12 protein-coding genes and 2 rRNA genes are annotated in these 26310 nt (G+C 65.5%); 5 read left to right on the forward strand and 9 right to left on the reverse strand.

Translation table 11 applies throughout. The features are described from left to right. Window positions 1-44: 44 nt before the first annotated feature. The 6 genes from ACOGXI_RS08495 to tyrS all read right to left on the reverse strand — a co-directional run bounded on the left by ACOGXI_RS08495 (window position 45) and on the right by tyrS (window position 15845). Window positions 45-3425 (reverse strand): SusC/RagA family TonB-linked outer membrane protein, encoded by a 3381-nt coding sequence (locus tag ACOGXI_RS08495; protein WP_419938431.1) that lies wholly within the window; start codon window positions 3423-3425, stop codon window positions 45-47. A gap of 105 nt (window positions 3426-3530) precedes the next feature. Beyond that, window positions 3531-5258: a hypothetical protein gene (locus ACOGXI_RS08500; protein ID WP_419938432.1), complete on the reverse strand. Its 1728-nt coding sequence runs from the start codon at window positions 5256-5258 to the stop codon at window positions 3531-3533. 55 nt (window positions 5259-5313) lie between these two features. Next, on the reverse strand, window positions 5314-8640 hold the full coding sequence (locus tag ACOGXI_RS08505; protein ID WP_419938433.1) for a SusC/RagA family TonB-linked outer membrane protein: 3327 nt from the start codon (window positions 8638-8640) through the stop codon (window positions 5314-5316). 329 nt (window positions 8641-8969) lie between these two features. Continuing rightward, the gene (locus ACOGXI_RS08510) at window positions 8970-10694 is read right to left on the reverse strand and encodes a hypothetical protein (protein ID WP_419938434.1); all 1725 of its coding nucleotides are present in this window, start codon (window positions 10692-10694) and stop codon (window positions 8970-8972) included. A 105-nt stretch (window positions 10695-10799) separates the two neighbouring features. Beyond that, window positions 10800-14126: a SusC/RagA family TonB-linked outer membrane protein gene (locus tag ACOGXI_RS08515; RefSeq protein WP_419938435.1), complete on the reverse strand. Its 3327-nt coding sequence runs from the start codon at window positions 14124-14126 to the stop codon at window positions 10800-10802. Window positions 14127-14633: 507 nt separating this feature from the next. Beyond that, a complete protein-coding gene (gene tyrS, locus ACOGXI_RS08520) occupies window positions 14634-15845 on the reverse strand; it encodes a tyrosine--tRNA ligase (protein WP_419938436.1) in 1212 nt (403 codons plus the stop codon). 303 nt (window positions 15846-16148) lie between these two features. Between tyrS and ACOGXI_RS08525 the strand changes: the two genes are divergently transcribed. Next, complete coding sequence (locus ACOGXI_RS08525) at window positions 16149-18230, forward strand: penicillin-binding protein 1A (RefSeq protein ID WP_419938437.1); 2082 nt, start codon at window positions 16149-16151, stop codon at window positions 18228-18230. Between the two features lie 14 nt (window positions 18231-18244). Here ACOGXI_RS08525 and ACOGXI_RS08530 read toward each other — a convergent pair whose 3' ends face one another. Then, on the reverse strand, window positions 18245-19546 hold the full coding sequence (locus tag ACOGXI_RS08530) for a thymidine phosphorylase (RefSeq protein WP_419938438.1): 1302 nt from the start codon (window positions 19544-19546) through the stop codon (window positions 18245-18247). A 76-nt stretch (window positions 19547-19622) separates the two neighbouring features. Here ACOGXI_RS08530 and ACOGXI_RS08535 point away from each other — a divergent pair, with 76 nt between their 5' ends. From ACOGXI_RS08535 to thiE, 4 genes are read left to right on the forward strand one after another with little or no spacing between them, the layout of a single operon-like run. After that, a complete protein-coding gene (locus tag ACOGXI_RS08535) occupies window positions 19623-20153 on the forward strand; it encodes a V4R domain-containing protein (protein ID WP_419938439.1) in 531 nt (176 codons plus the stop codon). Between the two features lie 2 nt (window positions 20154-20155). Further along, the gene (ruvX, locus tag ACOGXI_RS08540; RefSeq protein WP_419938440.1) at window positions 20156-20620 is read left to right on the forward strand and encodes a Holliday junction resolvase RuvX; all 465 of its coding nucleotides are present in this window, start codon (window positions 20156-20158) and stop codon (window positions 20618-20620) included. Continuing rightward, a complete protein-coding gene (gene mltG, locus ACOGXI_RS08545) occupies window positions 20617-21648 on the forward strand; it encodes an endolytic transglycosylase MltG (RefSeq protein WP_419938441.1) in 1032 nt (343 codons plus the stop codon). The genes ruvX and mltG overlap by 4 nt, the downstream gene beginning before the upstream one ends. A 50-nt stretch (window positions 21649-21698) precedes the next feature. Next, a complete protein-coding gene (gene thiE, locus ACOGXI_RS08550) occupies window positions 21699-22316 on the forward strand; it encodes a thiamine phosphate synthase (RefSeq protein ID WP_419938442.1) in 618 nt (205 codons plus the stop codon). A 53-nt stretch (window positions 22317-22369) separates the two neighbouring features. Here thiE and rrf read toward each other — a convergent pair. After that, window positions 22370-22486: ribosomal RNA gene (gene rrf, locus ACOGXI_RS08555) — 5S ribosomal RNA — on the reverse strand. 78 nt (window positions 22487-22564) lie between these two features. After that, a 23S ribosomal RNA gene (locus tag ACOGXI_RS08560) occupies window positions 22565-26230 on the reverse strand. Window positions 26231-26310 lie beyond the last annotated feature (80 nt).

Below are 26310 nucleotides of genomic sequence, written 5' to 3' on the forward strand. Positions count from 1 at the left end.
TTACTTCAGTCCAAGTCCGTCCTACCCCCGTGCATGAAGGGGACTCAAAAAACCAGTTCCGCCGAGAAGGTGAACGTCCGGAAGTTGGGATAGCCGAAGCTGTCCACGCGGTTCACAGCCGCGCTGCCAAGTTGTCCGCCCACTCTCCCGACCTCGGGGTCGTACCCGCGATACTCGGTCAGCGTGATCAGATTGCGGCCGATGGCATTCAGCGTGATCCGATCGAACACACTGCCGAACAAGGCCTCCATGGCCGTCTCGGGCAACGTGTAGCCGATGGACAGCTCGCGGACCTTGAGCCAGTCGCCGTCCTCGCGGAACCACGAGTTGTCCGAGCCGACGTTGTAGATGACCGACGCGTACCCGGTGGGCTTGTTGAGCTCCAGCGGCTTGCCCGTCTGGTCCACGTCCTCGCCGCGCAACTCGCGAAGCGCCCACTGGGCCGTGTTGTTGTAGATGGAGTGTCCGACCGAAGCTTCCAGCAGGCTGTTCACGCTGAGGCCCTTGTACCGGAAGTTCATCGCGAACGCGCCGTTGAAGTCGGGCGTGGTGTTCCCGTACGGCAGGAACTCCGTCAGCCGACACTTCTCCATGTAGTTGGAGGGGTTCTTGGCGACACAGGCGGGGGAATAGTCCTGGACGTAGAATGGGTGGCCCCACTGGTACGTGCGAGTGCCGTCTTCGGAGTTAACGTCGACCGTCGTGCCCCACAGCTTGCTGCTGAATCCCTCGGTGTATTGGGCGCCGCCCGTCGCGACGAGCAGCCCGTCATCGTTCACCTGGAAGTTCGCCGCGCAATCCGAAGCCGACACGCCGACCGGCGCCAGATCCGCGCAGCTCGTGGCCAGCACCTCGCCCCACAACTCGCCCAGCGGACGACCCTCGGATACGAAGAAGGTCCCCTGGGTGAAGTCGGGTACGTCCAGGCGCGTGATCTCCTGCTTCGTCCTGTCGAGGTTCAGCCGGAACTGCAGCCCCAGATCCTGCTCGTCGATCGCCGCGTAGCGCAGTGATACCTCGTACGTCTGCGCCGCGATCTCGCCCGCGTTCTGCCACTGGCTCGAGAAGCCCACGAAGGCCGGCTGCGGAACCCGAAGAAGCTGGTCATCGGTATTCTGCCACGCGTACGTGAGGTCGAGGCCCAGGTTCTCGAAGAACACGAAGTTGATCCCCGCCTCGCGCTCCGTCGTGTACTCCGGCCTCAGAGCACGGTTCCCGAGGTTGATCGGGAAGATCGCACCCGCCGAGACGCCGAACGTCTCGTACTGGGCGGCGAAGTTCGGCCGGCCGCCGGCCGTGCCCAACGAGAAGCGCAACTTCAGTTCATCGATCGCGTCGATGCTCCAGAAATCTTCCTGTGTGATACGCCACGCGACGGAGCTGCGGTAGTAGGTCTGCCACCGCTCATCGGGCCCGAACAGCGAGGAGCCGTCGCGCCGAACGAGGCCGTCGACGATGTAGCGGCCGAGGTAGTCGACGCTCGCGATTCCGAACAGCCCTTCCGCCTTGATGCTGCGGACGGTGTTGCTTCCGGTCGTCTCGCCGATGATGGCGCCGAAGTTCGGCACGTCCTGTACGGAGAACCGGCTCCCGAACACGCCGTTCGATTCGAAGGCCTGATCCTCGATCAGGTAGCGGACCTTCCCGCGCACCGTGAGGTCGCCGTCCATGAGCGCCCGGCTCGCGCCCAGCGTCACCGACGCGTTGATGGCCTCGTCCGTGAAATTGCCCTCCCGCAGGCGGCCGCCGGTGAACTCACCCGTGCCGCTGGCGCTGGAAGTGCGCTCGTTCTTCGGCCGGATCTCGTAGTCGCTGAAGTCCGTTCGGTCGAAGGATGCGTTCGCCTCGAGCGTCAGCCAGTCGATGGCCGCGGGCGAGAAGTTGAGGTCCACCGACCCCATCGTCCGCGTGCGTTCGTCGCGGCTGTCGTTCGTGGCCAGGAGGTAGAGCGGGTTCGCCTCGATCGACTGCGGGTCCGCGTCGATGTCGGGATACCCGTCGAGCGGGGAAATGCCCGAGAGGTCGATCGCCGGCGATACGAAGGTCAGCCGCGCAAACGCACTGTTCGTGACCGCCTTGTCGTCCTGGTCGGCGCGCGAGTAGAAGCCGCTCGCCGCGATGTCCAGGTCGCCGAACCGCGTGTCGACGTTCAGGCGCACGTTCTGGCGCTCGTAGCCATCGTCGTTCGGGGTCCCGACATTGAAGGCCGACAGTCCCTGGGCGACGCGATCCGCGTTCAGTGTGGCGAGGTTCTCGACACACGCCGAGCAGCTCACCACGCCGGCCTCGCGGAACTGGTCCACGCTCACCCGGAAGCTCGATTCGCCGAACCGGCCCGTCACCGCGCCGTAGATGTCCAACGTCTCGCCCGGATCGAAGAACGTGTCCATGTGGTCGAAGAGCTCGCCCGGGAACGCCTGGTTCGCGAACGCCGTCGCCACCGTCCCGGGTTCGCCCGGAGCGATCTGGTTGTACAGCAGCGCCGAGCCGAAACCCCTGCGGTTCAGGTCACGGAAATCGACCTCGTTCCCGTCTGTGTCGATGAACTTGGTCCCGGCCGCATTCATCGTGTACGGGTGCGAACGCACCAGACCGATGTCGCCGACGAGCTGACCGAAACCGTACTCGCCGCGGCCGAGGATGTTCAACGAATTCGTCTGCAGGCCCGTACCGCGCTTCGTCGTGATCTCGATCACGCCGTTCTGCGCCCGCGAACCGTACAGCGAGGCCGCCGCCGCGCCCTTCACGATCTCCACGTGGTCGATGTCCAGCGCACCCACGTCGGCGAGCGAAGCGCTCTCGGACTGGATGACCCCGTCGATCACGATCAGCGGTGACTGACTCCGGCCGGTAGCGTCGATCGATGTCGGGCCGCGCAGCATGATCGACGCCGCCTCACCGGGCTGGCCCGAACCGGAAATCACCGACACGCCGGCCGCCTTGCCGGCCAGCAGCGATGACGCGTCCGCCGCCGGGACCGGCAGGTCCCGCGCCGACAGCCGCTCCACCGTGAACGGGAGCTTCACCTGCGGCGTCTCGCCCACCACCCCCGTCACGACGATGTCCTGAAGGCGGAGAGCCGTCTGCTCCACGGCGAAGTCCGCCGTCGCCACCTGACCCGATTCTACCGTCACCGTCTGCGACAGTTCGTGGTATCCGATCAGGCGGACCGTCACCGTCTGCTCGCCCGCCGGTACTCCTTCCAGCCGATACGTGCCCTCCGGACCCGAAAGGGTGCCGATCACTGTTCCCGCAACGAACACCTGCGCGCCGGCCACCGGGGCCAGCGACTCCGCGTCGGTCACCGTCCCCGAGATCGCTCCCTGAGCGAGCAGCGGGGCCGCGCCGATGAAGAGCCAGGCGCTCAGTGCCGTGGCGGTCAGCGCGCCCGCGCGCCTCCGCCGTTCTGACAGCCTTAACAACATGGACCACTCTCCTGCAGCAGTGAGATCCCTGCGGCCCGTGGGCCGCCACCTCTATCTGAGATCAGACCGGGAGGCGCCCGCAGACGCCCCCCCGGTCGTTTTACCTCAACGCACGACCAGATCCTCGCTGGCGCGCGCGGCCTTCTGGTGCGTCCGGAGCCGATGCAGCGTGAGCGCCGCTCTCCGCAACGCGGAGTCGAGGCTGCCCGGAACGATCGACGGGGGCGTCGGATTGCCGGCCGCACCGCCCGCGCTCCCGCCGAAGGTGTAGATGTCCCGCTGCAGCACTTCCAGGTCCGCAGCCGGCATCGGCAGCTGCAGCGCCGTGCCCGCCGGCAGGATGTCGTTGCGGCGCCCGTGCCAGAATTCGAGCCCGCCGAACACGTTGAACACGTTCTCGAAGTGCTCGAACCAGATCGCGTCCCGCAGGTTGCCGCAGCGCCCCTGCAGATCGTACCGCTTGCGCGGCGTGCATTCGCCGTTGGCGTTCGAGGGCACCGCATCCGTCGGATTCGATGGCGCCGGAGGCAATCCGGCCTGCATCCGCGTCACATTGATGATGTCCGCGGCTCCCCCGAAGTCGCCCATCCGGTACAGGCCTTCGGCGACGTAGTGGTCCATCTCCTGGCCCGTCATCTCCTCCATGTCCCCGGACTCGCAGAAGTTGCAGCTCAGGGTGTAGTGGTCGTACCGCGCATCTCCGTAGTGCGACTGCCGGTACGTCCCGCGCGAGGCGATGAAGATGATGTTGGCGTTGTAGCGGTGGACGGGGCCCACGGAGGCGGCCGTGGGACTCACGCTCTCCCCCAGCGTCCCATCCTCGTTCACGGCGGGGTAACGCCGGTCATCCCCGAAGGACATCTTGCGCGCCGTCCGCTTCGAGGTCTCGAACGAGAGCCAGTCCTGGTACTGCCCGCTCTGGTCCGCCATGCCGGCCCAGTCCATGTGCATCCGGTGCCACGTCCCGTTCTGCTGGGCCTTGGCCTTCAGGTCGTCGAACCAGGCCGTGTCCGACGAACGGTCTTCGCCGACGACGACGACATCCCGAATGCCCCCGCGGGCGTCCGCGATGATCTGGCTCCAGTTGGCTCCCGCCGCCTCCGCATCCGTTCGCGGCAGGTTCGCCGCGCAGCGCGCCTTCCAGTTCACCAGGTAATCGGCGAACTGGTTGTTGTCCCAGGCGTTCCCGTTGATCCAGGTGTCCGGGAGCGAGAACGAAGCCGCACGCACGGCGGACTCCGCCTCGTTCAGCTTGCCCATCGCGTAGTTGAACATGCTGTTGTAGTCGACCGTCTCGAGTTCGCCGGTGAGATCCGTCGTCTCGTCGACGATGAAGGCCTGGTCGTACCACAGCGCGAGGAGGCAACTCAGCATCGCCTGAGTTGAAACGGCGAAGGCGCGGGCGCGGGCGTTCCGCTCCCCTCCCGGCCCGATTTCCAGACCCTCGTCGATGGCCCGGATCCCGTCGGACGCCGCCGCGATCCCTCCATAGGCGTCGTTCCAGTGCTCCGAGAACACGTACGACCAGCGATAGGAAGTCGAGTTCGGCATCGGTTCCCGGGGCTCGCGGCCGAGGTCGTTCTGGCCGTTGTTGCCCCACGTCGCCGTGTGCCGGCTCGACATGTGGTTGAAGGAAAAGTTCGCGTTGTTCCAGTAGTGTCCCATCGCCCAGACCTGCTGATAGGAACTGGCGATGAGCGACTCGACGTCATCCGGACTCGCCAGCGCGCGCGCCCGGTCCGGCTCGTTCGGGTTGTTGACCTGAAGGTCGCAGCCCGAAAAACCGACTCCGAGTGCCAGCGTGACGGCCGGCAGTGTCAGCTTCCTGTTCATGACCCCTCCATAAACTCAGTCCATGTCCGTCCGACCTCCGTCTCCCGGAGGGGCATCAGAACACCAATTCCGCCGAGAAGGTGAACGAGCGGAAGTTCGGATAGCCGAAGCTGTCGTACCGCTGCAGCGTGGAGCTCGAGAGCTCGCCGCCGGTGCGGCCGACCTCCGGGTCGTATCCCCGGTAGTCCGTGATCGTCAGCAGATTCCTGCCGATCGCGTTGAGGGTGATGCGCTCGAACATGTTGCCGAACAGAGCGTTGACCGCGCTCTCGGGCAGCGTGTAGCCGAGCGCCAACTCGCGAACCTTGATCCAGTCGCCGTCCTCGCGGAACCAGGCGTTGTCGTTGTTCGAGAGGTAGACCCCCGCCACGTAGCCGATGGACTTGTTAAACTCGAGCGGTTTGCCCGTCTGGTCCACGTCCTCGCCCCGGTCGTCCCGAAGCGCCCACTGTGCGGTGTTGTTGTAGATTGAGTGGCCCATCGACGACTCGACGAGGGCGTTCACGCTCAGGCTCTTGTAACGGAAGTTCGACCCGAACGACACGTTGAAGTCCGGCGTCGTGTTCCCGAAGGGGAGCACGTCGGTGAGCTGGCACTTCTCCATGTAGTTGCCGGGGTTCTTCGCCACGCACGCCGGCGAGTAATCCAGGACCTTGATCGGAATGCCCCAGAGGTATGAGGCCTCGCCACCGTCGGTCGTGGGCACCGTGCCGTCCGTGCCCCAGAGCTTGCTGCTGAAGCCCTCGGTGTAGTCGGCGCCGCCCGTCCACACGAGGATCCCGTCGTCGTTGACCTGGAAGTTGGCGTTGCAGTCGGACGCCGCGATGCCGACGGGCTCGAGGTCCGCGCAGGTGGTCGCCAGCACGTGACCCCACATCTCGCCCAGCGGACGCCCTTCGGCGACGAAGAAAGTCCCCTGGCGGTAGGCGGGAACGTCCAGACGCGTGATCTCCTGGCGCGTTCGATCCCAGTTCAGCCGGAACTGCAGGCCCATCTCCTGCGTGTCGATCGGGGCGTAGCGCAGCGACGCCTCGTAGGTCCTCGCCGTGATCTCGCCCGCGTTCTGCCACTGGCTCGAGAAGCCCACGAACGCCGGCTGCGGCACGCGCAGCAACTGGTCGTCCGTCGTCTGCCACGCATAGGTCAGGTCGAGACCGAGGTTGTCGAAGAAGACGAAGTTGATGCCCGCTTCGCGCTCCGTCGTGAATTCCGGCTTGAGCGCCGTGTTCCCCAGGTTGACGGGGAAAATCGCTCCGCCCGAGATGCCGAACGTCTCGTACTGCGCCTGGAAGTTCGGCCGCCCGCCCGCCGTCCCCAGCGAGAAGCGCAGCTTCAGTTCATCGATCGCATCGATGCCCCAGAAGTCCTCCTGCGTGATGCGCCACGCAAACGAGCCGCGGTAGTACGTCTGCCACCGCTCGTCCGGGCCGAACAGCGAGGAGCCGTCGCGCCGGATGAGGCCGTCGACGATGTAGCGGCCCCGGTAGTCCATGCTCGCGATGCCGAACAGCCCTTCCGCCTTGATGCTCCGGACGGAGTTGCTGCCGGTCGTCGAGCCGATGATCGCGCCGAAGTTCGGCACGTCCTGCACCGAGAACTGGCTTCCGAACACACCGTTCGAACCGAAGTTCTGGTCCTCGATCAGGTAACGGGCCTTCCCGCGCACGGTGAGATCCCCGTCCATGAAGGTCTGGGTCGCACCAAGGGTCACCGAAGCGTTGATCGCCTCGTCCTCGAAGTTGCCCTCGCGCAGGCTGCCGCCGGTGGGTCCTTCCCGCGTCTTCTCGTTCTTCGGGTAGAGTTCGTAATCGTAGAAGTCCGTCCGGTCGAACGATGCATTCGCCTCGAGGGTCAACCAGTCGATGCCCGCCGGCGAGTAGTTGAGGTCGACCGACCCCATCGTCCGCGTTCGCTGGTCCCGGCTGTCGACGATCGCGAGCAGGTAGAGCGGGTTGCTGGAGATGGACTGCGTGTCCGCATCGATTCGCGGATATCCGTCGACCGGATCGATCTGCGCCAGGTCGACGGCCGGCGAGGCGAAGGTCAACTGGCTGAAGGCCCCGTTCTCGAGCGCCTTGTCGTCCTGGGTGGCGCGCGAGTAGAACCCGCTCGCCGCGATGTCCAGGTCGCCGAAGCGCGTGTCGACGTTCAGACGCACGTTCTGCCGCTCGTACCCCTCATCGTCCGGCAGCCCCACGTCGAAGGCCGTGAGCCCCTGGGCGACCCGGTCCGCGTTCAGCGTGCCGAGGTTGTCGATGCAGACGGTGCAGCGCACGACGCCGCCCTCCCTGAACTGGTCCACGCTCACCCGGAAACTGGACTCGCCGAAACGGCCCGTGACCGCCCCGTAGGCATCGATCGTCTCGCCGGGATCGAAGAACGTGTCCATGTGGTCGAACAGCTCATGCGGGAAGGCCTGGTTCGCGAAAGAAGTGAAGGAATCGCCGGGCTCGCCAGGATTGATCTGGTTCGCGAGTACCGGGGCGCCGAAGCCGGGACGGCTGAGATCGGTGAAGGCGACCTCGTTGCCGTCGGAGTCGATGAACAGCGTTCCCGCCGCGTTCATCTGGTACGGGTGGGAACGCGTGAGCCCCACGTCGCCGACGAGCTGGCTGATGCCGTACTCGCCGCGCGCGAGGATGTTCAGCGTGTTCGTCTGCAGACCCGTGCCGCGCTTCGTCGTGATCTCGATCACGCCGTTCTGCGCCCGCGAACCGTACAGCGATGCCGCCGCCGCGCCCTTCACGATCTCCACGTGGTCGACATCCAGCGATCCGATGTCGGAGAGCGACGCCGATTCCGACTGGATCACGCCATCGATCACGATCAGCGGCGATAGCGATCGACCGGATGAATTGATGGAGGTCGGACCCCGCAGCATGATGGACGCCTCGGCGCCGGGCTGGCCCGAACCGGAAACGACCGATACGCCCGCCGCCTTCGCCGTCAGCAGCGAGGAGACATCCGCCGCCGGGACGGGGAAGTTCTGCGCCGACAACCGCTCCACCGTGAACGGGAGCTTCACCTGCGGCGTCTCGCCCACGACCCCCGTCACGACGATGTCCTGGAGGCGGAGAGCCGTCTGCTCCACGCTGAAGTCCGCCGTCGCCACCTGACCGGACGCCACCGTCACCGTCTGCGACAGCTCACGGTAGCCGATGAGGCGGACCGTCACGGTCTGTTCGCCCGCCGGCACCCCTTCCAGCCGATATGTGCCTTCCAGGCCCGACAGCGTACCGATCACCGTTCCCGCAACGAACACCTGCGCACCGGCCACCGGGGCCAGCGACTCCGCATCGGTCACCGTCCCGGAGATCGCTCCCTGAGCGATCAGCGGGGCCGCGCCGACAAAGAGCCAGGCGCTCAATGCCGTGGCGGCCAACGCGCTCGCGCGTCTCCGCCGTTCTGACGACGTGTACATCATGGATTGCCCTTTCCCTAACGTGAAACCGTCGGCGACCCCAACCCTCTCCCGTCCGTTACAACCCGCTAAAAACGGAATGATCGGGAGCCGCAGTCCTGCGACCCCCGATCATTTGTGTGTAAGCGTGCGCCTCGTCGTTAAGCGCACGCCTCCCGGCACCGTCACTGACGGCGCCGGGAGGCGTCCGTGCTCCATGGAAGGGCCGTCTATCCAACCAACCGCCTTCCTGGTTCAGAACCTTCGGGGAGAACCACCCCCTGCCCGGGCCTTGCCGGACTACTGCTTTCTTACCGAACTACGAGATCCCGTGCCTTGCGGTCAGCGGCCTGGCTGGCCTTGATCCGCTCAAGCGCATAAGCGGCCCGCTCCAGTGCGGAGTCGAGGCTGCCGGGAACCACGCTCGGTGTCGGATCGCCGGCCGAACTCGCCCCGCCACCGCCGAACGTGTAGATGTCGCGCTGAAGCACTTCGAGGTCGGCGGCCGGCAGCGGCAACTGCAGCGCCGTACCCGCCGGCAGAATGTCGTTGCGACGCCCGTGCCAGAACTCGAGTCCGCCGAACACGTTGAACACGGTTTCGAAGTGCTCGAACCACATTGCATCCCGCAGGTTGCCGCAGCGGCCCTGCACGTCATACCGCTTCCGCGGCGTGCACTCGCCCGCGCCGTTGGAGGGCACGGCATCCGTCGGGTTCGATGGAGCTGCAGGCAGCCCGGCTTCCATCCGCGTCCTGTTCACGATCTCGGCGGCGCCCGCGAAGTTGCCCATGCGGTAGTGCGCCTCGGCGATGTAGCCATCCATCTCCTGCTTCGTCATGTGCTCCATGTCGCCGAAGAAGCAGAAGCTGCAGCTGAGCGTGTAGGCGTCATACCGCATGTCGCCGTAGTGCGACTGCCGGTACGTCCCGCGCTCCGGCCGGAAGATGATCGTGGAGTTGTAGCGCGACCGCGGCCCGTAGGACGCGACGGACGGACTCACGGTCTCCGACGTAGCGCCGTTCTCATTGGTCGGCGGGAACCGCATGTCGTCGCCGAATGCCATTCTGCGCGCGGTGCGCTGCTGCGTCGGAATCGACAGCCAGTCCTGGTACTCGCCGGACTGGTCGGCCATGCCCACCCAGTCCATGTGCATCCGGTGCCAGGTCTCGTTCTCCTGCATGAGGGTCTTGAGACCGTCGAACCACGGGCTGTCCGAGGACGAGTCCTCACCGGTGAGGACGACATCCTGAATGCCGTTCTGCGCGTTGGAGATGATCTGGCTCCAGTTGGCCCCGGCGGCTTCGGCGTCGGTCCGCGGCATGTTCGCCGCGCAGCGCGCCTTCCAGCCCACGAGGTAGTCGGCCCACTGGTTGTTGTCCCAGGCGTTCCCGTTGATCCAGGTCTCCTCGAGCGTGAACGAGGCCGCTCGGGCCTGCGACTCCGCCGCGTCCAGCTTGCCCATGGCGTAGCTGAACATGGCGTTGTAGTCGACCGTCTCGAGTTCACCGCCCAGGTCCGTCGTCTCGTCGACGATGAAGCCCTGGTCGTACCACAGCGCAAGCAGGCACGAGAGGATCGCCTGATTGCCCGCGGCGAATGCGAGCGCACGCGCGTTCCGCTCGCCACCGGGCCCGATCTCGAGACCCGCCTCGATGGCTCGGACCCCGTCCGATGCCCCCGAGATTCCGCCGTAGGCGTCACCCCAGTTGGCCTCGAAAACGTAGGCCCAGCGATACGAAGGGGAGTTCGGCAGGGACTCGCGGGGCTCACGACCGAGGTCGTTCATCCCCATGTTGCCCCATGTCGCCGTGTGGCGGCTGGCCATGTGGCCGAACGCGAAGTTTGCGTTGTTCCAGTAATGTCCGATTTCCCAGATCTTGATGAAGGAGCTCGCGATGAGCGTCTCCACATCGTCCGGGCCGGCCAGGGCGCGAGCGCGGTCTGGCTCGTTCAGGTTGTCGACCTGCAGGTCGCAACCCGAAAAGCCGACCGTCAGCGCCAGCGCAAAGGCCGGTAGCGTCAGCTTCCTATTCATGGTCTCTCCGTTGTCCAATCGGTATCTCCCGGTCCCTTCCGTCGCGGTCGATCAAGCGGGGACGCCCTCCGGAGAGGGCGCCCCGCCACTGCCACGGGCAAGGAATCAGAATACCAGTTCAGCTGAGAAGGTGAAGGTCCGGAAGTTCGGATAACCGAAGCTATCCACTCGGTTCAGCGCTGCATTCTGAAGCGATCCGCTCGCGCGTCCGACCTCGGGGTCGTAGCCGCGGTAGTCCGTGATCGTGAACAGATTGCGGCCGATCACATTGAGCGTAACCCGATCGAAGATGTCGCTGAACAGACTCTCGACCATGTTCTGGGGCAGCGTGTAGCCGAGCGAAAGCTCGCGCAGCTTGACCCAACTGCCGTCCTCGCGGAACCAGGAGTTGTCGGCGTTGACCGAGTAGATCGCGGAGGCATAGCCCACGGGCTTGTTGTGCTCCAGCGGTTTGCCCGTCTGGTCCGTGTCCTCACCCCGCAGTTCGCGAAGCGACCACTGGGCCGTGCCGTTGTAGATCGACTGGCCCTGCGAGGTCTCGAGGAGCGCGTTCACGCTGAGACCATGGTACCGGAAGTTCGTCGCGAAGGACGCGTTGAAGTCCGGCGTCGTGTTCCCGAACGGCAGGAATTCGGTCAGCGTGCACATCTCCTCGTAGTTGCCGGGATTCTTCGACACGCACGCCGGCGAGTAGTCCTGGACCTTGATCGGGAGACCCCAGTGGTACGAGTTGCTTCCGTCCGCCGTGGCGACCTCGACCTGCGTTCCCCACAGCTTCTTGCTGAAGCCTTCCGTGAAGGCGGCGCCGCCCGTCGGGACGAGGAGGCCGTCATCGTTCACCTGGAAGTTGGCGCTGCAGTCGGAAGCGGACACGCCGATCGGCGCCAGATCCGCACAACTGGTGGCCCACAGTTCGCCCCACAGCTCGCCCAGCGGGCGACCCTCGGAGACGAAGAAGTTGCCGCCCTGTGTGAAGTCGGGCACGTCGAGACGCGTGATCTCCTGCTGGGTCCGGTCCCAGTTCAGCCGGAACTGGAGGCCCAGGTCCTGCTCGTCGATCGCCGCGTAGCGCAGTGACACCTCGTACGTCTCGGCCGCGATCTCGCCTGCGTTCTGCCACTGGCTAGAGAAGCCCACGAAGGCCGGCTGCGGAACCTGCAGGAGCTGCTGGTCCGTCGTCTGCCACGCGTAGGTCAGATCGAGACCCAGATTGTCGAAGAAGACGAAGTTCAAGCCCGCCTCTTTCTCGGACGTGTACTCCGGCTTCAACGCACGGTTCCCGAGGTTGATCGGGAAGATCGCCCCCGCCGAGACGCCGAACGTCTCGTACTGGGCGGTGAATCTCGGCCGCCCGCCCGCCGTGCCCAGCGAGAAGCGCAGCTTCAGTTCATCGATCGCGTCGATGTTCCAGAAGTCCTCCTGAGAGACCCGCCACGCAACGGAGCCGCGGTAGTAGGTCTGCCACCGCTCATCGGGGCCGAACAGCGAGGAACCGTCGCGCCGAACGAGACCATCGAGGATGTAGCGGCCGAGGTAGTCGGCGCTCGCGATCCCGAACAGTCCCTCCGACTTGATCCCTTCGGTCAGGTTTTCCCCCGACGTCTCGCCAATGATCGCGCCGAAGTTCGGCACGTCCTGCACCGAGAACCGGCTCCCGAACACGCCGTTCGACTCGAAGACCTGGTCCTCGATCAGGTAGCGGGCCTTACCGCGCACCGTGAGGTCGCCGTCCATGAACGTCTGGCTCGCACCCAGCGTCACCGACGCGTTGACCGCCTCGTTTACGGAGTTGCGCTCTTCCAGGCTGCCGCCCGTAAAGTCGCCGGTGCCGCCACCGCCGGCCGTGCGCTCGTTCTTGGGTCGGATCGTGTAGTCGCTCCAGTCCGTCCGGTCGAACGATGCGTTCGCCTCGAGCGTCAGCCAGTCGATGGCCGCGGGCGAGAAGTTGAGGTCGACGGAACCCATCGTCCGCGTGCGCTCGTCCCGGCTGTCATTGACGGCCAGCAGGTAGAGCGGGTTGGGCTCGATCGACTGCGGATCCGCGTTGAGGTCCGGATACCCGTCCGTCGGGTCGACCTGCGAGATATCGAGCGCCGGGGACATGAAGGTCAGCCGGGAGAAGGCGCCCGTCGATACGGCCTTGTCGTCCTGGTCGGAGCGCGAATAGAAGCCGCTCGCCGCGATATCCAGGTCGCCGAAGCGCGTGTCGACGTTCAGACGCACGTTCTGCCGCTCGAAGCCCTCGTCGTTCGGAACACCGACATCGAAGGCCGTGAGACCCTGCGCGACACGATCCGCGTTCAGCGTGGCGAGATTGTCGATGCAGACGGAACAACTCACGACGCCGCCTTCGCGGAACTGGTTCACGCTCACCCGGAAGCTCGACTCGCCGAAACGGCCCGTCACGGCGCCGTAGAGGTCCATCGTCTCGCCGGGATCGAAGAACGTGTCCATGTGGTCGAACAGTTCGTTCGGGAACGCCTGGTTTGCGAACGCGGTCTGCGGCGTCGCCGCCTCGCCCGGGGCGATCTGGTTGTAGAGCCGGGCGGAACCGAAGCCGGGGCGGTTCAGGTCGCCGAAGTCGACCTCGTTGTCCTCGCTGTCGATGAACTTCGTGCCGGACGCGTTCATCTCGTACGGATGCGAACGCACCAGGCCGACGTCACCGACGAGCTGGCCGAAGCCGTACTCGCCGCGGCCGGTGATGTTCAGCGAATTCGTCTGCAGGCCCGTCCCGCGCTTCGTCGTGATCTCGATCACGCCGTTCTGCGCCCGCGAACCGTACAGCGATGCCGCCGCCGCGCCCTTCACGATCTCCACGTGGTCGATGTCCAGCGCGCCCACGTCCGAAAGCGATGCGCCCTCGGCCTGGATCACGCCGTCGATCACGATCAGCGGCGACATGCTCCGGCCGGCTGTGTTGATCGACGTCGGACCGCGCAGCGTGATCGTCGCCTCGGAGCCGGGCTGGCCCGAAGCCGAGATGACCGATACGCCGGCCGCCTTACCCGCCAGCAGCGAGGAGGCGTCCGCCGCGGGGACCGGAAGGTCCTGCGCCGACAGCCGCTCCACCGTAAACGGGAGCTTGATCTGCGGCGTCTCGCCGACCACCCCCGTCACGACGATGTCCTGGAGGCGGAGAGCCGTCTGCTCGACGTTGAAGTCGGCCGTCGCAACCTGGCCCGACGCCACCGTCACCGTCTGCGACAGCTCGTGGTAACCGATCAGGCGGATCGTCACCGTCTGCTCGCCCGCCGGTACGCCTTCCAACCGGTACGTGCCCTCCGGACCCGACAGCGTACCGATCACTGTTCCCGCAACGAACACCTGCGCGCCGGCCACGGGGGCCAGCGACTCCGCGTCGGTCACGGTCCCCGAGATCGCTCCCTGAGCGAGCAGCGGGGCCGCGCCGATAAAGAGCCAGGCGCTCACTGCTGTAGCGGTCAGCGCGCTCGCGCGCCGCCGCCGTCCTGACAAGTGAAACAACATGGATCTCCCTCCTGTGGCAGTGGGATCCTCTGCGACCCGAACCTTGTTCGAGGGCCGAACCCTCGCCCGACGCAGCCGGGTCATTACACCGCGTCGAGACCAACCTGAAAAGCTCTTCGGTTTCTCGTTAGCCTGCACGTCGTGTCGTGTCACTACTCCCTTACAACGATTGGCGGAACCATTTTGCGACGCACCGGACGCCGCGATGCCGAATGCAGCGCCCGCGGCGAACCGAAACCCCGCTCCCCGCCACCCTCCGAAGCCCGATGGCTCCCCATGCGCGTCCTGCACCCATCCGGCACGCCGGGTGCGGCCCTTCGACGCACACCCGCAACTTCCCCGACGAACGGGACCGGGCAACATGAACGTCAACTTCGGCCCGTGCAAGACCCTCGCGGAGGCCGTGACGGGACCGCCTGCGCGGGCGTCGGGCCTGTGAAACTCGAGACATCAGGACCGGAGAGAGACCCGCGCGAACGCTCGCTTGCCTCGCTGCACGAGATACTCGCCTTCTCCCAGGCGGAGGTCGCCCTCCCGGATCACGTTCCCGTCCACGCGCACTGCCCCCTGGCGGATGAGTCGACCCGCCTCGGACGAGGAAGCCGCGAGCCCCGAATCGCGGAGGATGTGCGCGATCCAGAGCGTCTCCCGCTCTCCGAGAAGGAGCGACACGGCGGGGACGTTGTCGGGCACTTCCCGGCGTCGGTGCAGGCGGTCGAACGCTTCCCGCGCCTCGTCTGCCGCCCCCGCGCCGTGGTAGCGGGCCACGAGGTCTCCGGCCAGCCACCGCTTGGCGGCGAGCGGATCGGTTCCCGCCTGTGCGCGACGGGTGGCGAGTTTCTCTCCGGAGGCGCTCGATACGAGCACGAGCCACTCGTCGAGCAGCGTGTCCGGGATCGACATCACCCGCCCGAACGTCTCTCTCGCCTCCATCGCGATACCGACGTAGTTGCCGTAGCTCTTGGACATCTTCCGATTCCCGTCGGTCCCGCGCAGAAGCGGCATGATGAGGCACACCTGCGGCTCCTGGCCCGCGCGTTCCTGCAGCGTCCTCCCCAGCAGCAGGTTGAACAGCTGGTCGGTGCCGCCGAGTTCGACATCGGCCCGCAGGGCGACGGAATCGTACCCCTGCATCATCGGATAGAGGAATTCGACGAGGCTGATGGGACGTCCCTCCCGGTGGCGGGCCGCGAAGTCGTCGCGCTCGAGCATGCGGGCGACCGTGTACTGCGAGGTCAGCCGCAGGATGTCCGCCAACGCGAGGCCGGCGAGCCATTCGCTGTTCTTCCGGATCTCGGTCGTCTCCGGATCGAGGATGCGAAAGACCTGGTCTTCGTAGGTGGCCAGGTTCGACTCGATCTCCTCCTCGGACAGCATCGGCCGCGTCTCGTCCCGTCCGCTCGGGTCGCCCACGCGGGCCGTGAAGTCGCCCATCACGAAGACGACGCGGTGGCCGAGTTCCTGAAAGGTCCGCAGCTTGTGGATCGACACGCCGTGGCCGATGTGGAGATCGGGCCGGGTCGGGTCGAACCCCTGTTTAATAAGGAGGGGCCGGTTCTCTCGTGCCGAACGCTCGAGCTTGGCCACGAGTTCGTCTTCCGGGACGATGGACTCGGCTCCCTCCCGGATCCGGTGGATCTGTTCGTCTACGGGGAGAAACATCTGCGCCTGCGGTCGGTATATTCCCTATCGTTCCCCGTCGCGGGTCGGTCCCGCCCGGGGCAGCGTAACGATAGAATCGGGCCGGGGGCGGTTCGATGCGAGGGGTGAGATCCGGAGGACGGTGAACGGCCGGGAGATGGCAGGGGGGAAACGGGGATGATGCGTCGACGACGAGTTGCGCGCCGATCGCGGGGCGCGAGGAAGCGGCCGCCCCGGAAGCGGAGAGGCGGGCGGCGGACGCGCGCGACGGACCGGCGTCGGAAGGCCGCGGGTCTGGCGAGCCTCATACCTCGACGGGCTCTGGTGCTCGCCGTTCTCATCGGCGGCGGGCTGGGGGGAGGCGTCGCGTGGCGCGGGTGGACACACCTGTGCGACGAGTGTCCCTCCATCGCCCAGATACACGCGTTCGAGCCCAAGGAAGCGACGAAGCTCTACGCGGCGGACGGATCGCTCCTTGCCGAACTCGCCATCGAGCGGCGGACCGCGATCCCCATGGAGGACCTCCCGCGACACGTGTACAACGCCTTCATCGCGGTAGAGGACAAGCGCTTCTGGGGGCACGCGGGGGTGGATCTGCTGCGGACGACGCGGGCCTTTTTCGACTTCCTGATGAGGGGGTACGGGGCCGCGGGCGGCAGTTCGATCACGCAGCAGCTCGCGGGCAACATGTTCGAGAGTTCCGTGAACCGGCGCGACATCAGCATCCGGAGGAAGCTGCGCGAGATGCGGGTCGCGATCGATCTCGAGGGAGCCTACAGCAAGTGGGAGATCCTCGAAGCCTACCTCAACCAGATCAACTTCGGCGGCGTATTCGGGGTCCAGGCCGCGGCGGAGCGTTACTTCGGGAAGACCGCCGCGCAGCTCAATCTGCCGGAGGCGGCGCTGCTCGCGGCCATCCCCCGGAATCCGGCGGGGTACAACCCGATCCGGCGCCCCGAGCGGGCCATCGGGCGGCGCAATCTCGTCCTTCAACTGATGGCCGCCCAGGGACTCGTGAGCATCGAGGACGCCGAGGCGGCGAAGGCGTACCCGCTGGAACTCGCGAGGGGAGCCCGCATCGAGCAGGACGCGCCCTACTTCGTGGAATGGGTGCGGCAGCGGCTCTACGATCGATACGGCGCCGACATCTACGAGAAGGGCTTCCGCGTCTACACGACGCTCGACCCGGATCTTCAGACGGTCGCGGATTCCGCGCTGCTGGCCCAGCTGGAGTGGGTGGACCGCCACCCGGCCTATCGCGGCGTCACCTTCGAGGAAGTGCGGGCGTGGCCGCCCGACAGCCTGTACCAGGTGAGCCGCGGAGGCGTGGAGATGCCCTACGTGCAGGGGATGTTCATCGCGCTGGACGCGGCGACCGGTGACGTGCGGGCGATGGTTGGCGGGCGCGATTTCGGCGACTCCGAGTTCAACCGGGCGACCCAGGCCATTCGGCAGCCGGGGTCCGTGTTCAAGCCGTTCGTCTACGCGACGGCGATCGCGTCCGGCATCCCGGCATCGGAGATCATCTACGACCAGCCGTACTACCTGGAGAATGTCGGCGGCGACCCCTACGCGCCGCGCAACTTCGACAACGACTTCAAGGGTCCGCTGACGCTGCGGCGGGCGCTGGCCCGGTCCATCAACATCGTGGCGGTCAAGCTGGGGCAGCGCGTGGGCGAGGAGTCCTTCGCGCAGATGGCCGAGCGCATGGGCATCTCATCGAGTGTGCCGCGGGTGCCGTCGGCCGCGATCGGCTCCATGGACGTTCGTCCGATCGAGATTGCCAGCGCCTACAGCACCTTCGCGAACCTCGGCGTCCGCGTCTCTCCCCGGTCGATCCTCCGCGTGGAGAGCAGGGACGGCCGCGTGCTGTGGGAGAGCCGGGTCCAGCGCGAGCGGGTGCTGGAGCCGGACATCGCCTGGATCGCCCAGTCCATGCTGCGGGACGCGGTGGACCAGGGTACCGGGACGCTGGCGGTGAGGTCTCGCTATGCGATTCCGTTCTCCATACCGGTAGCGGGCAAGACGGGGACGACGAACGATGCGACGAACACCTGGTTCGTCGGGCTCACGCCGGACCTCGTGACGACGACGTGGATCGGGCTCGACCGGCCCCGGCGCATCTATACGGGCGCCACGGGGGGAGGCACGGCGGCGCCGGTCGGAGCGGCGGTGCTCGCGTACTACTACGAGACGCACGAACACCCCGACGCGTGGGAACGACCGCCCGGCCTCATCGAGCGGACGGTGGACGAGACGACGGGACTGCTGTCCACGCGCTGGTGTCCGATCGACGTCAGCTACGTCGAGATCTACCTCGAGGGGACGGAACCGACCGAGATGTGCGACGCGCATGGACCGTGGAGCGCGCAGACCTCCGCCCGGCGGAATTTCGCGCCACACTAGCCGTTACCAGCCGTTCAGGCGATCCGCTCCAGAATCAGCGGTTGCGCCGCGGGTGGCTCGGGAGAGAGCCGGATCGCGTCCGTGAGGCGGTGGGCGGCCGTCGCGGCGCTCGCCGCGTCCGCCGCGTGTACCGTGAGGACAGGCTCGCTTTCGGAAACTCTGTCGCCCGCGTTGCGGTGAAACTCGAACCCCACCCTCGGATCGACCGCATCCTCGACGCGCCGGCGACCGGCGCCGAGTTCCACCGAGGCGACGCCCACTCTGCGGGCGTGGACGTCGAGCCAACCGGAGCCGGGCGATCGGAAGGTTTCGCGGACCGGGGCCGAGGGGAGGCGCCCGGGATCGTCGACCACCCCCGGGTCCCCTCCCTGGACCTCGATGAGCCGCGCGAAGCGCTCGAGCGCGGCCCCGCTGTCCAGAATCGCGCCGAGTGCCGTCCCAGCCTCTTCAGCGTCGGGTGAGCGACCGACCGAGACGAGCAACTCGGCGCTCAGCGCGAGGGTGACCTCGCGTAGATCCGCGGGTCCTCCGCCCCTCAACGTCTCGATCGCCTCTCGCACCTCCAGCGCGTTGCCGACGGTGCGGCCCAGGGGGGCGTCCATCGCGGTGAGGAGCGCGCTCGTCCGCACCCCCTCGGCTGCCGCGAGGTCGACCATCGTGCGCGCCAATCCACGCGCCTGCTCACGGTCGGTGATGAAGGCGCCGCGCCCGCACTTCACGTCGAGCACGAGCGCCCCGATCCCCTCCGCCACCTTCTTGGAAACGATCGAGGCCGCGATCAGGGGTGGGGAAGGAACGGTGCCCGTCACATCCCGGAGGGCGTATAGACGTCCGTCGAGCGGCGCGATTTCCTTCGTCTGGCCGATCATCGCGCAGCCGACGTCATCGAGAATGGCCTGAAACCGTGCGAGATCCAGGGACACGTTGAACCCGGGGATCGCCTCGAGCTTGTCCAGCGTTCCGCCGGTGTGCCCGAGACCGCGGCCCGACATCATGGGGACGCGAAGTCCGGCTTCGGCCAGGAGCGGCGCCAGGATGAGCGAGACCTTGTCGCCGACGCCGCCGGTGGAATGCTTGTCGACCGTCGGCGGACCGTCATCCGAGAACCGCAGTCGCGCCCCGGACTCGATGATCTCCCGCAGGAGCACGGAAAGCTCGGCGGGATCCAGCCCGCGGATGAACGCGGCCATGAGGAAGGCGGACATCTGATACTCGGCGACGTTTCCCTCGAGATACGCCCGCAGGAAGGCCGCGAGTTCGTCGGACGAGAGCCGCCCGCCGTCCCGCTTCTTCTCGATGATCCGGGTGGGGAGCATGGGGCGCCAACCTTGTCCGGCCCCGGCCCCCTGTCTAGCTTTTTTGGCGATGATCTCCCCCACTCAGGCCCCTGCCGTGATCCTGCCGAGGTCGGTCCTCGCGGATCTCTTTCACCGCTGCGCGAGCCTGGGCGACGCCGGCATCGCGGCGTTGAACGAGGCGGGGGACCGTACCGGCGCGGAGGCCGTCGCGCTGCTCGGCGATTCGCCGGACGCGCTTTCCGCGGCGGAGTTCTGGACCTTTCTGGACGAGATCCTCCGCAAGGCGGGCCTCGGGTCGATATCGTTCAAGCCGGGAGGAGGAGCTTCCGCCGCCATCGCCTGGTGCGACTCGGCGGAGGCCACGGCGCGGTCGACCGGAGGCGCGGCGGGTCTCGCCAAGGGCGCGGCGGGAACCACGGATGACGCGGCGGGGAATGCTCGCTGCCACTTCGCGACGGCGCTGTTGCGCGGCGTTCTGAGCCGCCTGGCGAAGCGCCCGGTAGAGGTCGCCGAGGTGCAATGCGGCGGCGGCGCGGAGCCATGCTGGTTCCTGTTCGGATCCGCGGAGACGATCCACCGGGTGCGGACCGACGACCCATCCAGGGCCGGAGGCCGGGAGCACTGAGCATGCCCCGCGGTCGTCTGATGGCGCTCGACTACGGCCGACGACGCATCGGGGTGGCCGTTACGGATCCCACACGGACGATCGCGGCGCCTCACGGCGTGGTGGAGAGGTCCAACCGCCGGGCTCCGGGGACTGCGGTTCCGGACGCGCTGACCGAACTCGTGGCGAAACTGGAGCCCGCCGGCATCCTCGTGGGTATCCCGTTCTCGATGGATGGGACCGCGGGCGAGATGGCTCAAGAGGCGCGGGCCTTCGCACAAGCCCTGGAGGACGCGACGGGAGTGCGAACCATCGAGTGGGACGAGCGGCTGTCGACCGCCCGGGCGGAACGAGAGATCCTCCGCATGGACCTGCCTCGGGGCCGACGGCGGCAGAAGGGCCGCACGGACGAAATGGCCGCATCGCTGATGCTCTCCGCCTATCTGCGCAGCGCTCCCGGCGGCGGCGGCGTCCCGCCCGGCACATGAAGCGCCTGCCGAAGGGGACGGGCCTTCGTCTGCTCCTCGCCGCTCTCGCCGCCATGGCGCCCGTGGCATACGGGTTCTTCTCCGCCGAGTTCCGGGGCCGGGGCATTCCCGATGGATCGGTTGTCGAGATCCTCGTCCCCGATGGCGCCGCGTCACTCGAGGTCGCCGGCGTACTGCGGGCGGCGGAGTTGATCTTCCACCCCCGGATCTTCGACGCGTACGTGCGCCTCAAGGGTCAGGGGCGACAGCTGAAGGCCGGGCGGTACGATATTCCGCGCGGCGCCCCATACCCGTACCTGCTCGAAGTGCTCCGAACCGGAGCCGTCGTGACGAGGCCGCTCACGATCCCGGAGGGTCTTCGGGTGCCGCAGGTGGCGGAACGCCTCGCGGCCTACGTCGGCGATTCGACCGCGACCGTCCTTGCCTGGCTGACGGATCCGAAGCGGATCGATGAGCTGGAGGTGCCGGGCCCCACGCTGGAAGGGTACCTGTTCCCGGAGACCTATCGATTCGCCGATGGTGTCGGAATCCCGGTCATCGTTCGGGCGATCGTCGGACGGTATCGGGCGTTCTGGGGGGTCGAGGAGCGAGCTCAAGCGGCCGCGCTCGGCTTCGATGAGCGAGAGATCGTGACGCTCGCGAGCATCGTCGAAAAGGAGGTACGGTGGGACGAGGAGCGTCCGGTGGTCGCGGGGGTCTACTGGAACCGCCTTCAGCGCGACATGCTGCTGCAGGCGGATCCCACGGTTCAGTACGCCCTCGGCGAGCCACGCGCGCGCCTGCTCTACCGCGACATCGACGCCGTCGCCGATCACCCCTACAACACCTATACGCAGCCGGGACTTCCACCCGGGCCCATCGCGTCCCCGGGCGCCGCCTCGCTGCGGGCCGCCCTCCAGCCCGCCGACCACGACTACATCTTCTTCGTGGCGCGAAACGACGGCTCGCACGAATTCACGCGGACCCTGCGCGAGCACAACAACGCGATAAACCGGATACGCCTCGCCCGCGGGTCGGGGGACCGGTAGGACGAAGAGGGACCGTGCCCGGCTCCCCCATATCGGATGGCTGGCCTCTCATGGTGATCACCCACCCGCGGCCCGCCTGCGGCCGTTCGCTGGAGCAGGTCGTGGCCGATTGCGTGGACGCCGGGGCGCCCGCGATTCAGCTTCGAGATAAGACTGCGGACGGCCGCGCGCTCACCGCCACCGCGGCGCGGCTCCGCGCGACCACCAAGTCCGCCGGCGCCGCACTGATCGTGAACGATCGTCTCGATGTCGCACTCGCCGTCGGCGCGGACGGCGTCCACCTCGGCCCGGACGATCTCCCCGTCTCGGCGGCCCGCGCCATCGCTCCGCCGGACTTCCTCATCGGCTATTCCACCGACGACCCGGAGGAAGCTCGGCGCGCCGCGGCCGCAGGGGCCGACTATCTGGGCGTCGGAGCCGTGTTCGGCACGCGCTCCAAGCCCGGCCTCGCAAACGAGGCGATCGGCCCCGACCGAGTCCGCCGCGTCCGCGCCGCCAGCCGTCTCCCCTGTCTCGGAATCGGCGGCATCACCCTGCAAAACGCCGCGGAGATCCTCGACACCGCCGCCGGCATCGCCGTTCTCTCGAGCGTAATGTCCGCCTCCGACCCGGGCGCCGTCGTACGCAGCCTGCTACGTCTCGCCGGCGGAGGAAGGCGTCGGCCCTAGATGCGGAAAACGCCTCGCATCCGCAACGGACACGAGGCGTTTTCGCAAAAAGTCGCCGGCAGCGACCTACTCTCCCAGGGCGTCCCCGCCCAAGTACCATCGGCGCTGAGGGGCTTAACTGCTGGGTTCGGGATGGGACCAGGTGTTTCCCCCTCGCTAAAGCCGCCGGCAATCTCCGATCTGGCTAACGAGTCGAGTGCAGGGCGATCGAGCGCGCTGAAGCGCTTATCGACCTCGTATGAAAGATATGGATCAAGCCTCACGGACGATTAGTACGGCTCGGCTGAGGCGCTCACACGCCTTACACCTGCCGCCTATCTACGCAGTCGTCTCCTGCGGTCCTTCAGGCACCTTGCGGTGCGGGAGATCTCATCTTGAAGTAGGCTTCCCACTTAGATGCTTTCAGCGGTTATCCCTTCGCGACATAGCTACCCTGCGATGCCCCTGGCGGGACAACAGGTACACCAGCGGTCACTCCACTCCGGTCCTCTCGTACTAGGAGCGGCTCTTCTCAAATCTCCAACGCCCACGGCGGATACAGACCGAACTGTCTCACGACGTTCTAAACCCAGCTCGCGTACCGCTTTAACGGGCGAACAGCCCGACCCTTGGGACCTTCTCCGGCCCCAGGATGCGATGAGCCGACATCGAGGTGCCAAACCGCCCCGTCTATGTGAACTATCGGGGGCGATAAGCCTGTTATCCCCGGCGTACCTTTTATCCGTTGAGCGACGGCCTTTCCACACAGAACCGCCGGATCACTAAGGCCTGCTTTCGCATCTGCTCGACCTGTCGGTCTCGCAGTTAAGCTCCCTTATGCCTTTGCACTCTTCGCGCGATTGCCGACCGCGCTGAGGGAACCTTTGCGCGCCTCCGTTACCTTTTGGGAGGCGACCGCCCCAGTCAAACTACCCGCCTGACACTGTCCCCAGACCGGTTTCACGGCCCCAGGTTAGAATCCAGACATCGCAAGGGTGGTATTTCACGATTGGCTCCACAGAACCTGGCGGCCCTGCTTCAATGCCTCCCACCTATCCTACACAGACGGTGCCCGAACCCAATATCAGGTTGTAGTAAAGGTGCACGGGGTCTTTTTGTCCTGCCGCGGGTACTCGGTATCCTCACCGAGACTCCAATTTCGCCGAGCTCTTGGTTGAGACAGTGCCCAAGTCGTTACGCCATTCGTGCAGGTCGGAACTTACCCGACAAGGAATTTCGCTCAGTTGCTCCCACCTGTTTCCAGACGGGCTGGACTCTCTCTTAACTGACCGCGATTCATCTTCCCAGCAATCATCCGAATCACCTCTAGTCCTTCCGGCGTCAAATGATCGCCCTTCTCCATCCTGAGAAGAACCTTCCGGAACTTGATGAAATCCAGTCGCTTCTTCGTCTTCAGTTGATGCTTCATGAAGAACGGCACGATGTGCCGCATCAGATGTTCGCGTTTTCTCACACGATACGCCATTCGATCTCCGTGGTTTCGTCGAACCACACCGCAACCGAAATAGCTTTTCAGCGCATGAAGAACCTGTACGTCTCGGGAATGTTGTACGACGGTGAATTCCGGCAGCACCTGGTATCCGATGCTCATCTGCTCGTGACGGCTCACACCGACATGAAAGCAGCCTTCCCCATCCACAAATCCCGTAATCCATTCCGCATTGAGATTCATAAGTCAGTTCCGAACGTTTGGTCTCTGAGGGTTCCCGGATCGCGCCGGGCCTTCCCTGCGGATTACCCCCATGTCCGTCGGATTTTTACTTCCGCATCCCGAGCCGAAGCTGGGATCGGCGAGTACCGATCGGTTTTCGAGGGCTTTCCCGCATATAGTTCGGTTTCTCTAAGGCTAGCGATTAGTTAACCTTAGGACCGTTATAGTTACGGCCGCCGTTTACCGGGGCTTCATTTCAGAGCTTCGCCGAAGCTAACCCTTCCATTTAACCTTCCGGCACCGGGCAGGCGTCAGTGCCTATACGTCGTCTTGACGACTTTGCAGACACCTATGTTTTTACTAAACAGTCGCTTGGGCCGATTCTCTGCGGCCGGCTTCGGCTCCCCTGCGCGAAGCAGGATCACCTACCGCCGGCTCCCCTTCTCCCTAAGTTACGGGGACATTTTGCCGAGTTCCTTAACCAAGACTCACTCGAGCGCCTGAGGCTACTCGCCTCGCCCACCTGTGTCGGTTTGCGGTACGGTCACACGTACTCCTCGTCCACGAAGCTTTTCTTGGCAGTACGATTACGGTCCCTTAGCGAAGTCCGAAGACTTCTTCGGCATCGGATCTCGGCTTCACCAGGCGGATTTGCCTACCCGGAAACGCCTACCTCCTTACATCGTTCATGTCCATTGAAACGACGGACCTTTCACCTCTGCGTCCCTCCGCGAACTCAAGCGCAGTATCGTGTGGTACGGGAATGTTGACCCGTTTTCCATCGGCTACGCCTTTCGGCCTCACCTTAGGGGCCGACTAACCCTGAGCTGATTGGCATGGCTCAGGAAACCTTGGGCTTACGGCGACAAGGGTTCTCACCTTGTTTCTCGCGTACTCATTCCGGCATTCTCACTTGCCTGCGCTCCACGGGTAGCCTTCCGGCCCCGCTTCACTGCTCAGGCAACGCTCCCCTACCCCGCGCGCAGATGCGCGCAGCCTTAGCTTCGGTGGCTAACTTGAGTCCCGACCATTATCGGCGCAGATCCGCTTGACTGGTGAGCTATTACGCACTCTTTCAAGGATGGCTGCTTCTAAGCCAACCTCCCAGTTGTCTCCGCAAATCCACCACCTTTGTCACTTAGCTAGCACTTGGGGACCTTAGCTGAAGGTCTGGGCTCTTTCCCTCTCGCGCACGAACATTATCGCACGTGCACTTCCTCCCTGAGACCAACTAACGGGCATTCGGAGTTTAGTAGGGGTTGGTACCCGGTTTAGGGCCCTAGCCCTTCCAGTGCTCTACCTCCCGCAGTCTACACTCAGAGGCGATACCTAAATATCTTTCGGGGAGAACCAGCTATCTCCAGGTTTGATTGGCCTTTCACCCCTATCCACAGCTCATCCGAGCAGTTTTCAACCCACAACGGTTCGGTCCTCCACGAAGCATTACCCTCGCTTCAACCTGGCCATGGATAGATCACTCTGGTTTCGGGTCTGTCCCCAGCAACTTTACGCCCAGTTAAGACTCGCTTTCGCTTCGGCTCCGCCGCTGAACGGCTTAACCTCGCTACTGAGGAACAACTCGCCGGATCATAATGCAAAAGGCACGCGGTCACCCGACTTCTCTCACGAAGAGAGAGTTCGAGCTCCCACCGCTTGTAGGCACACGGTTTCAGGATCTGTTTCACCCGCCTCCCGGCGTACTTTTCATCTTTCCCTCACGGTACTCGTTCGCTATCGGTCACGGACGTGTATTTAGCCTTGGCAGGTGGTCCTGCCGGATTCAATCGGGATTTCACGTGTCCCGACCTACTCAGGAATGGTCCAGAGATCGCAACGTCGGCTTCGCCTACGGGGCTGTCACCCTCTATGGCTTGGCTTTCCAGACGGATTCGACTCACCGTCGCGCGAAACTCCGAGAGCCGGCAGACTCTCACGAACCACCCTGCTACCCCATGGAAGCAACGGCTGCCGCCTTGACACCTCCATGGTTTGGGCTCTTCCCCGTTCGCTCGCCGCTACTAAGGGAATCACGGTTGTTTTCTCTTCCTCGAGGTACTTAGATGTTTCAGTTCCCTCGGTTCGCTTCCCAACGCCTATGTATTCAGCGAAGGGATGACCGGGCATCACCCCGGCCGGGTTTCCCCATTCGGAAATCCAGGGATTAACGCTTGCTTGCAGCTACCCCTGGCTTATCGCAGCTTGCCACGTCCTTCATCGCCAGTCCGTGCCTAGACATCCACCCTGTGCCCTTGATCGCTTGATCCATCTTCGTTGACGGCATCAAGCACCTCAGACGCACTCGGCGCCCAGCACTCTCACTCGCTACCGAATTGTCAAAAAAGC

The organism is Candidatus Palauibacter sp., from assembly GCF_965208055.1.
Taxonomy (GTDB): Bacteria; Gemmatimonadota; Gemmatimonadetes; order Palauibacterales; family Palauibacteraceae; genus Palauibacter.

Excerpts from the sequence above, each read along its gene's own strand:
- ACOGXI_RS08495 (WP_419938431.1), bottom strand. The coding sequence starts at position 3,425 with ATGTTGTTAAGGCTGTCAGAACGGCGGAGGCGCGCGGGCGCGCTGACC.
- ACOGXI_RS08500 (WP_419938432.1), bottom strand. The coding sequence starts at position 5,258 with ATGAACAGGAAGCTGACACTGCCGGCCGTCACGCTGGCACTCGGAGTC.
- ACOGXI_RS08510 (WP_419938434.1), bottom strand. The coding sequence starts at position 10,694 with ATGAATAGGAAGCTGACGCTACCGGCCTTTGCGCTGGCGCTGACGGTC.
- tyrS (WP_419938436.1), bottom strand. The coding sequence starts at position 15,845 with ATGTTTCTCCCCGTAGACGAACAGATCCACCGGATCCGGGAGGGAGCC.
- ACOGXI_RS08530 (WP_419938438.1), bottom strand. The coding sequence starts at position 19,546 with ATGCTCCCCACCCGGATCATCGAGAAGAAGCGGGACGGCGGGCGGCTC.
- ruvX (WP_419938440.1), top strand. The coding sequence starts at position 20,156 with ATGCCCCGCGGTCGTCTGATGGCGCTCGACTACGGCCGACGACGCATC.
- mltG (WP_419938441.1), top strand. The coding sequence starts at position 20,617 with ATGAAGCGCCTGCCGAAGGGGACGGGCCTTCGTCTGCTCCTCGCCGCT.
- thiE (WP_419938442.1), top strand. The coding sequence starts at position 21,699 with ATGGTGATCACCCACCCGCGGCCCGCCTGCGGCCGTTCGCTGGAGCAG.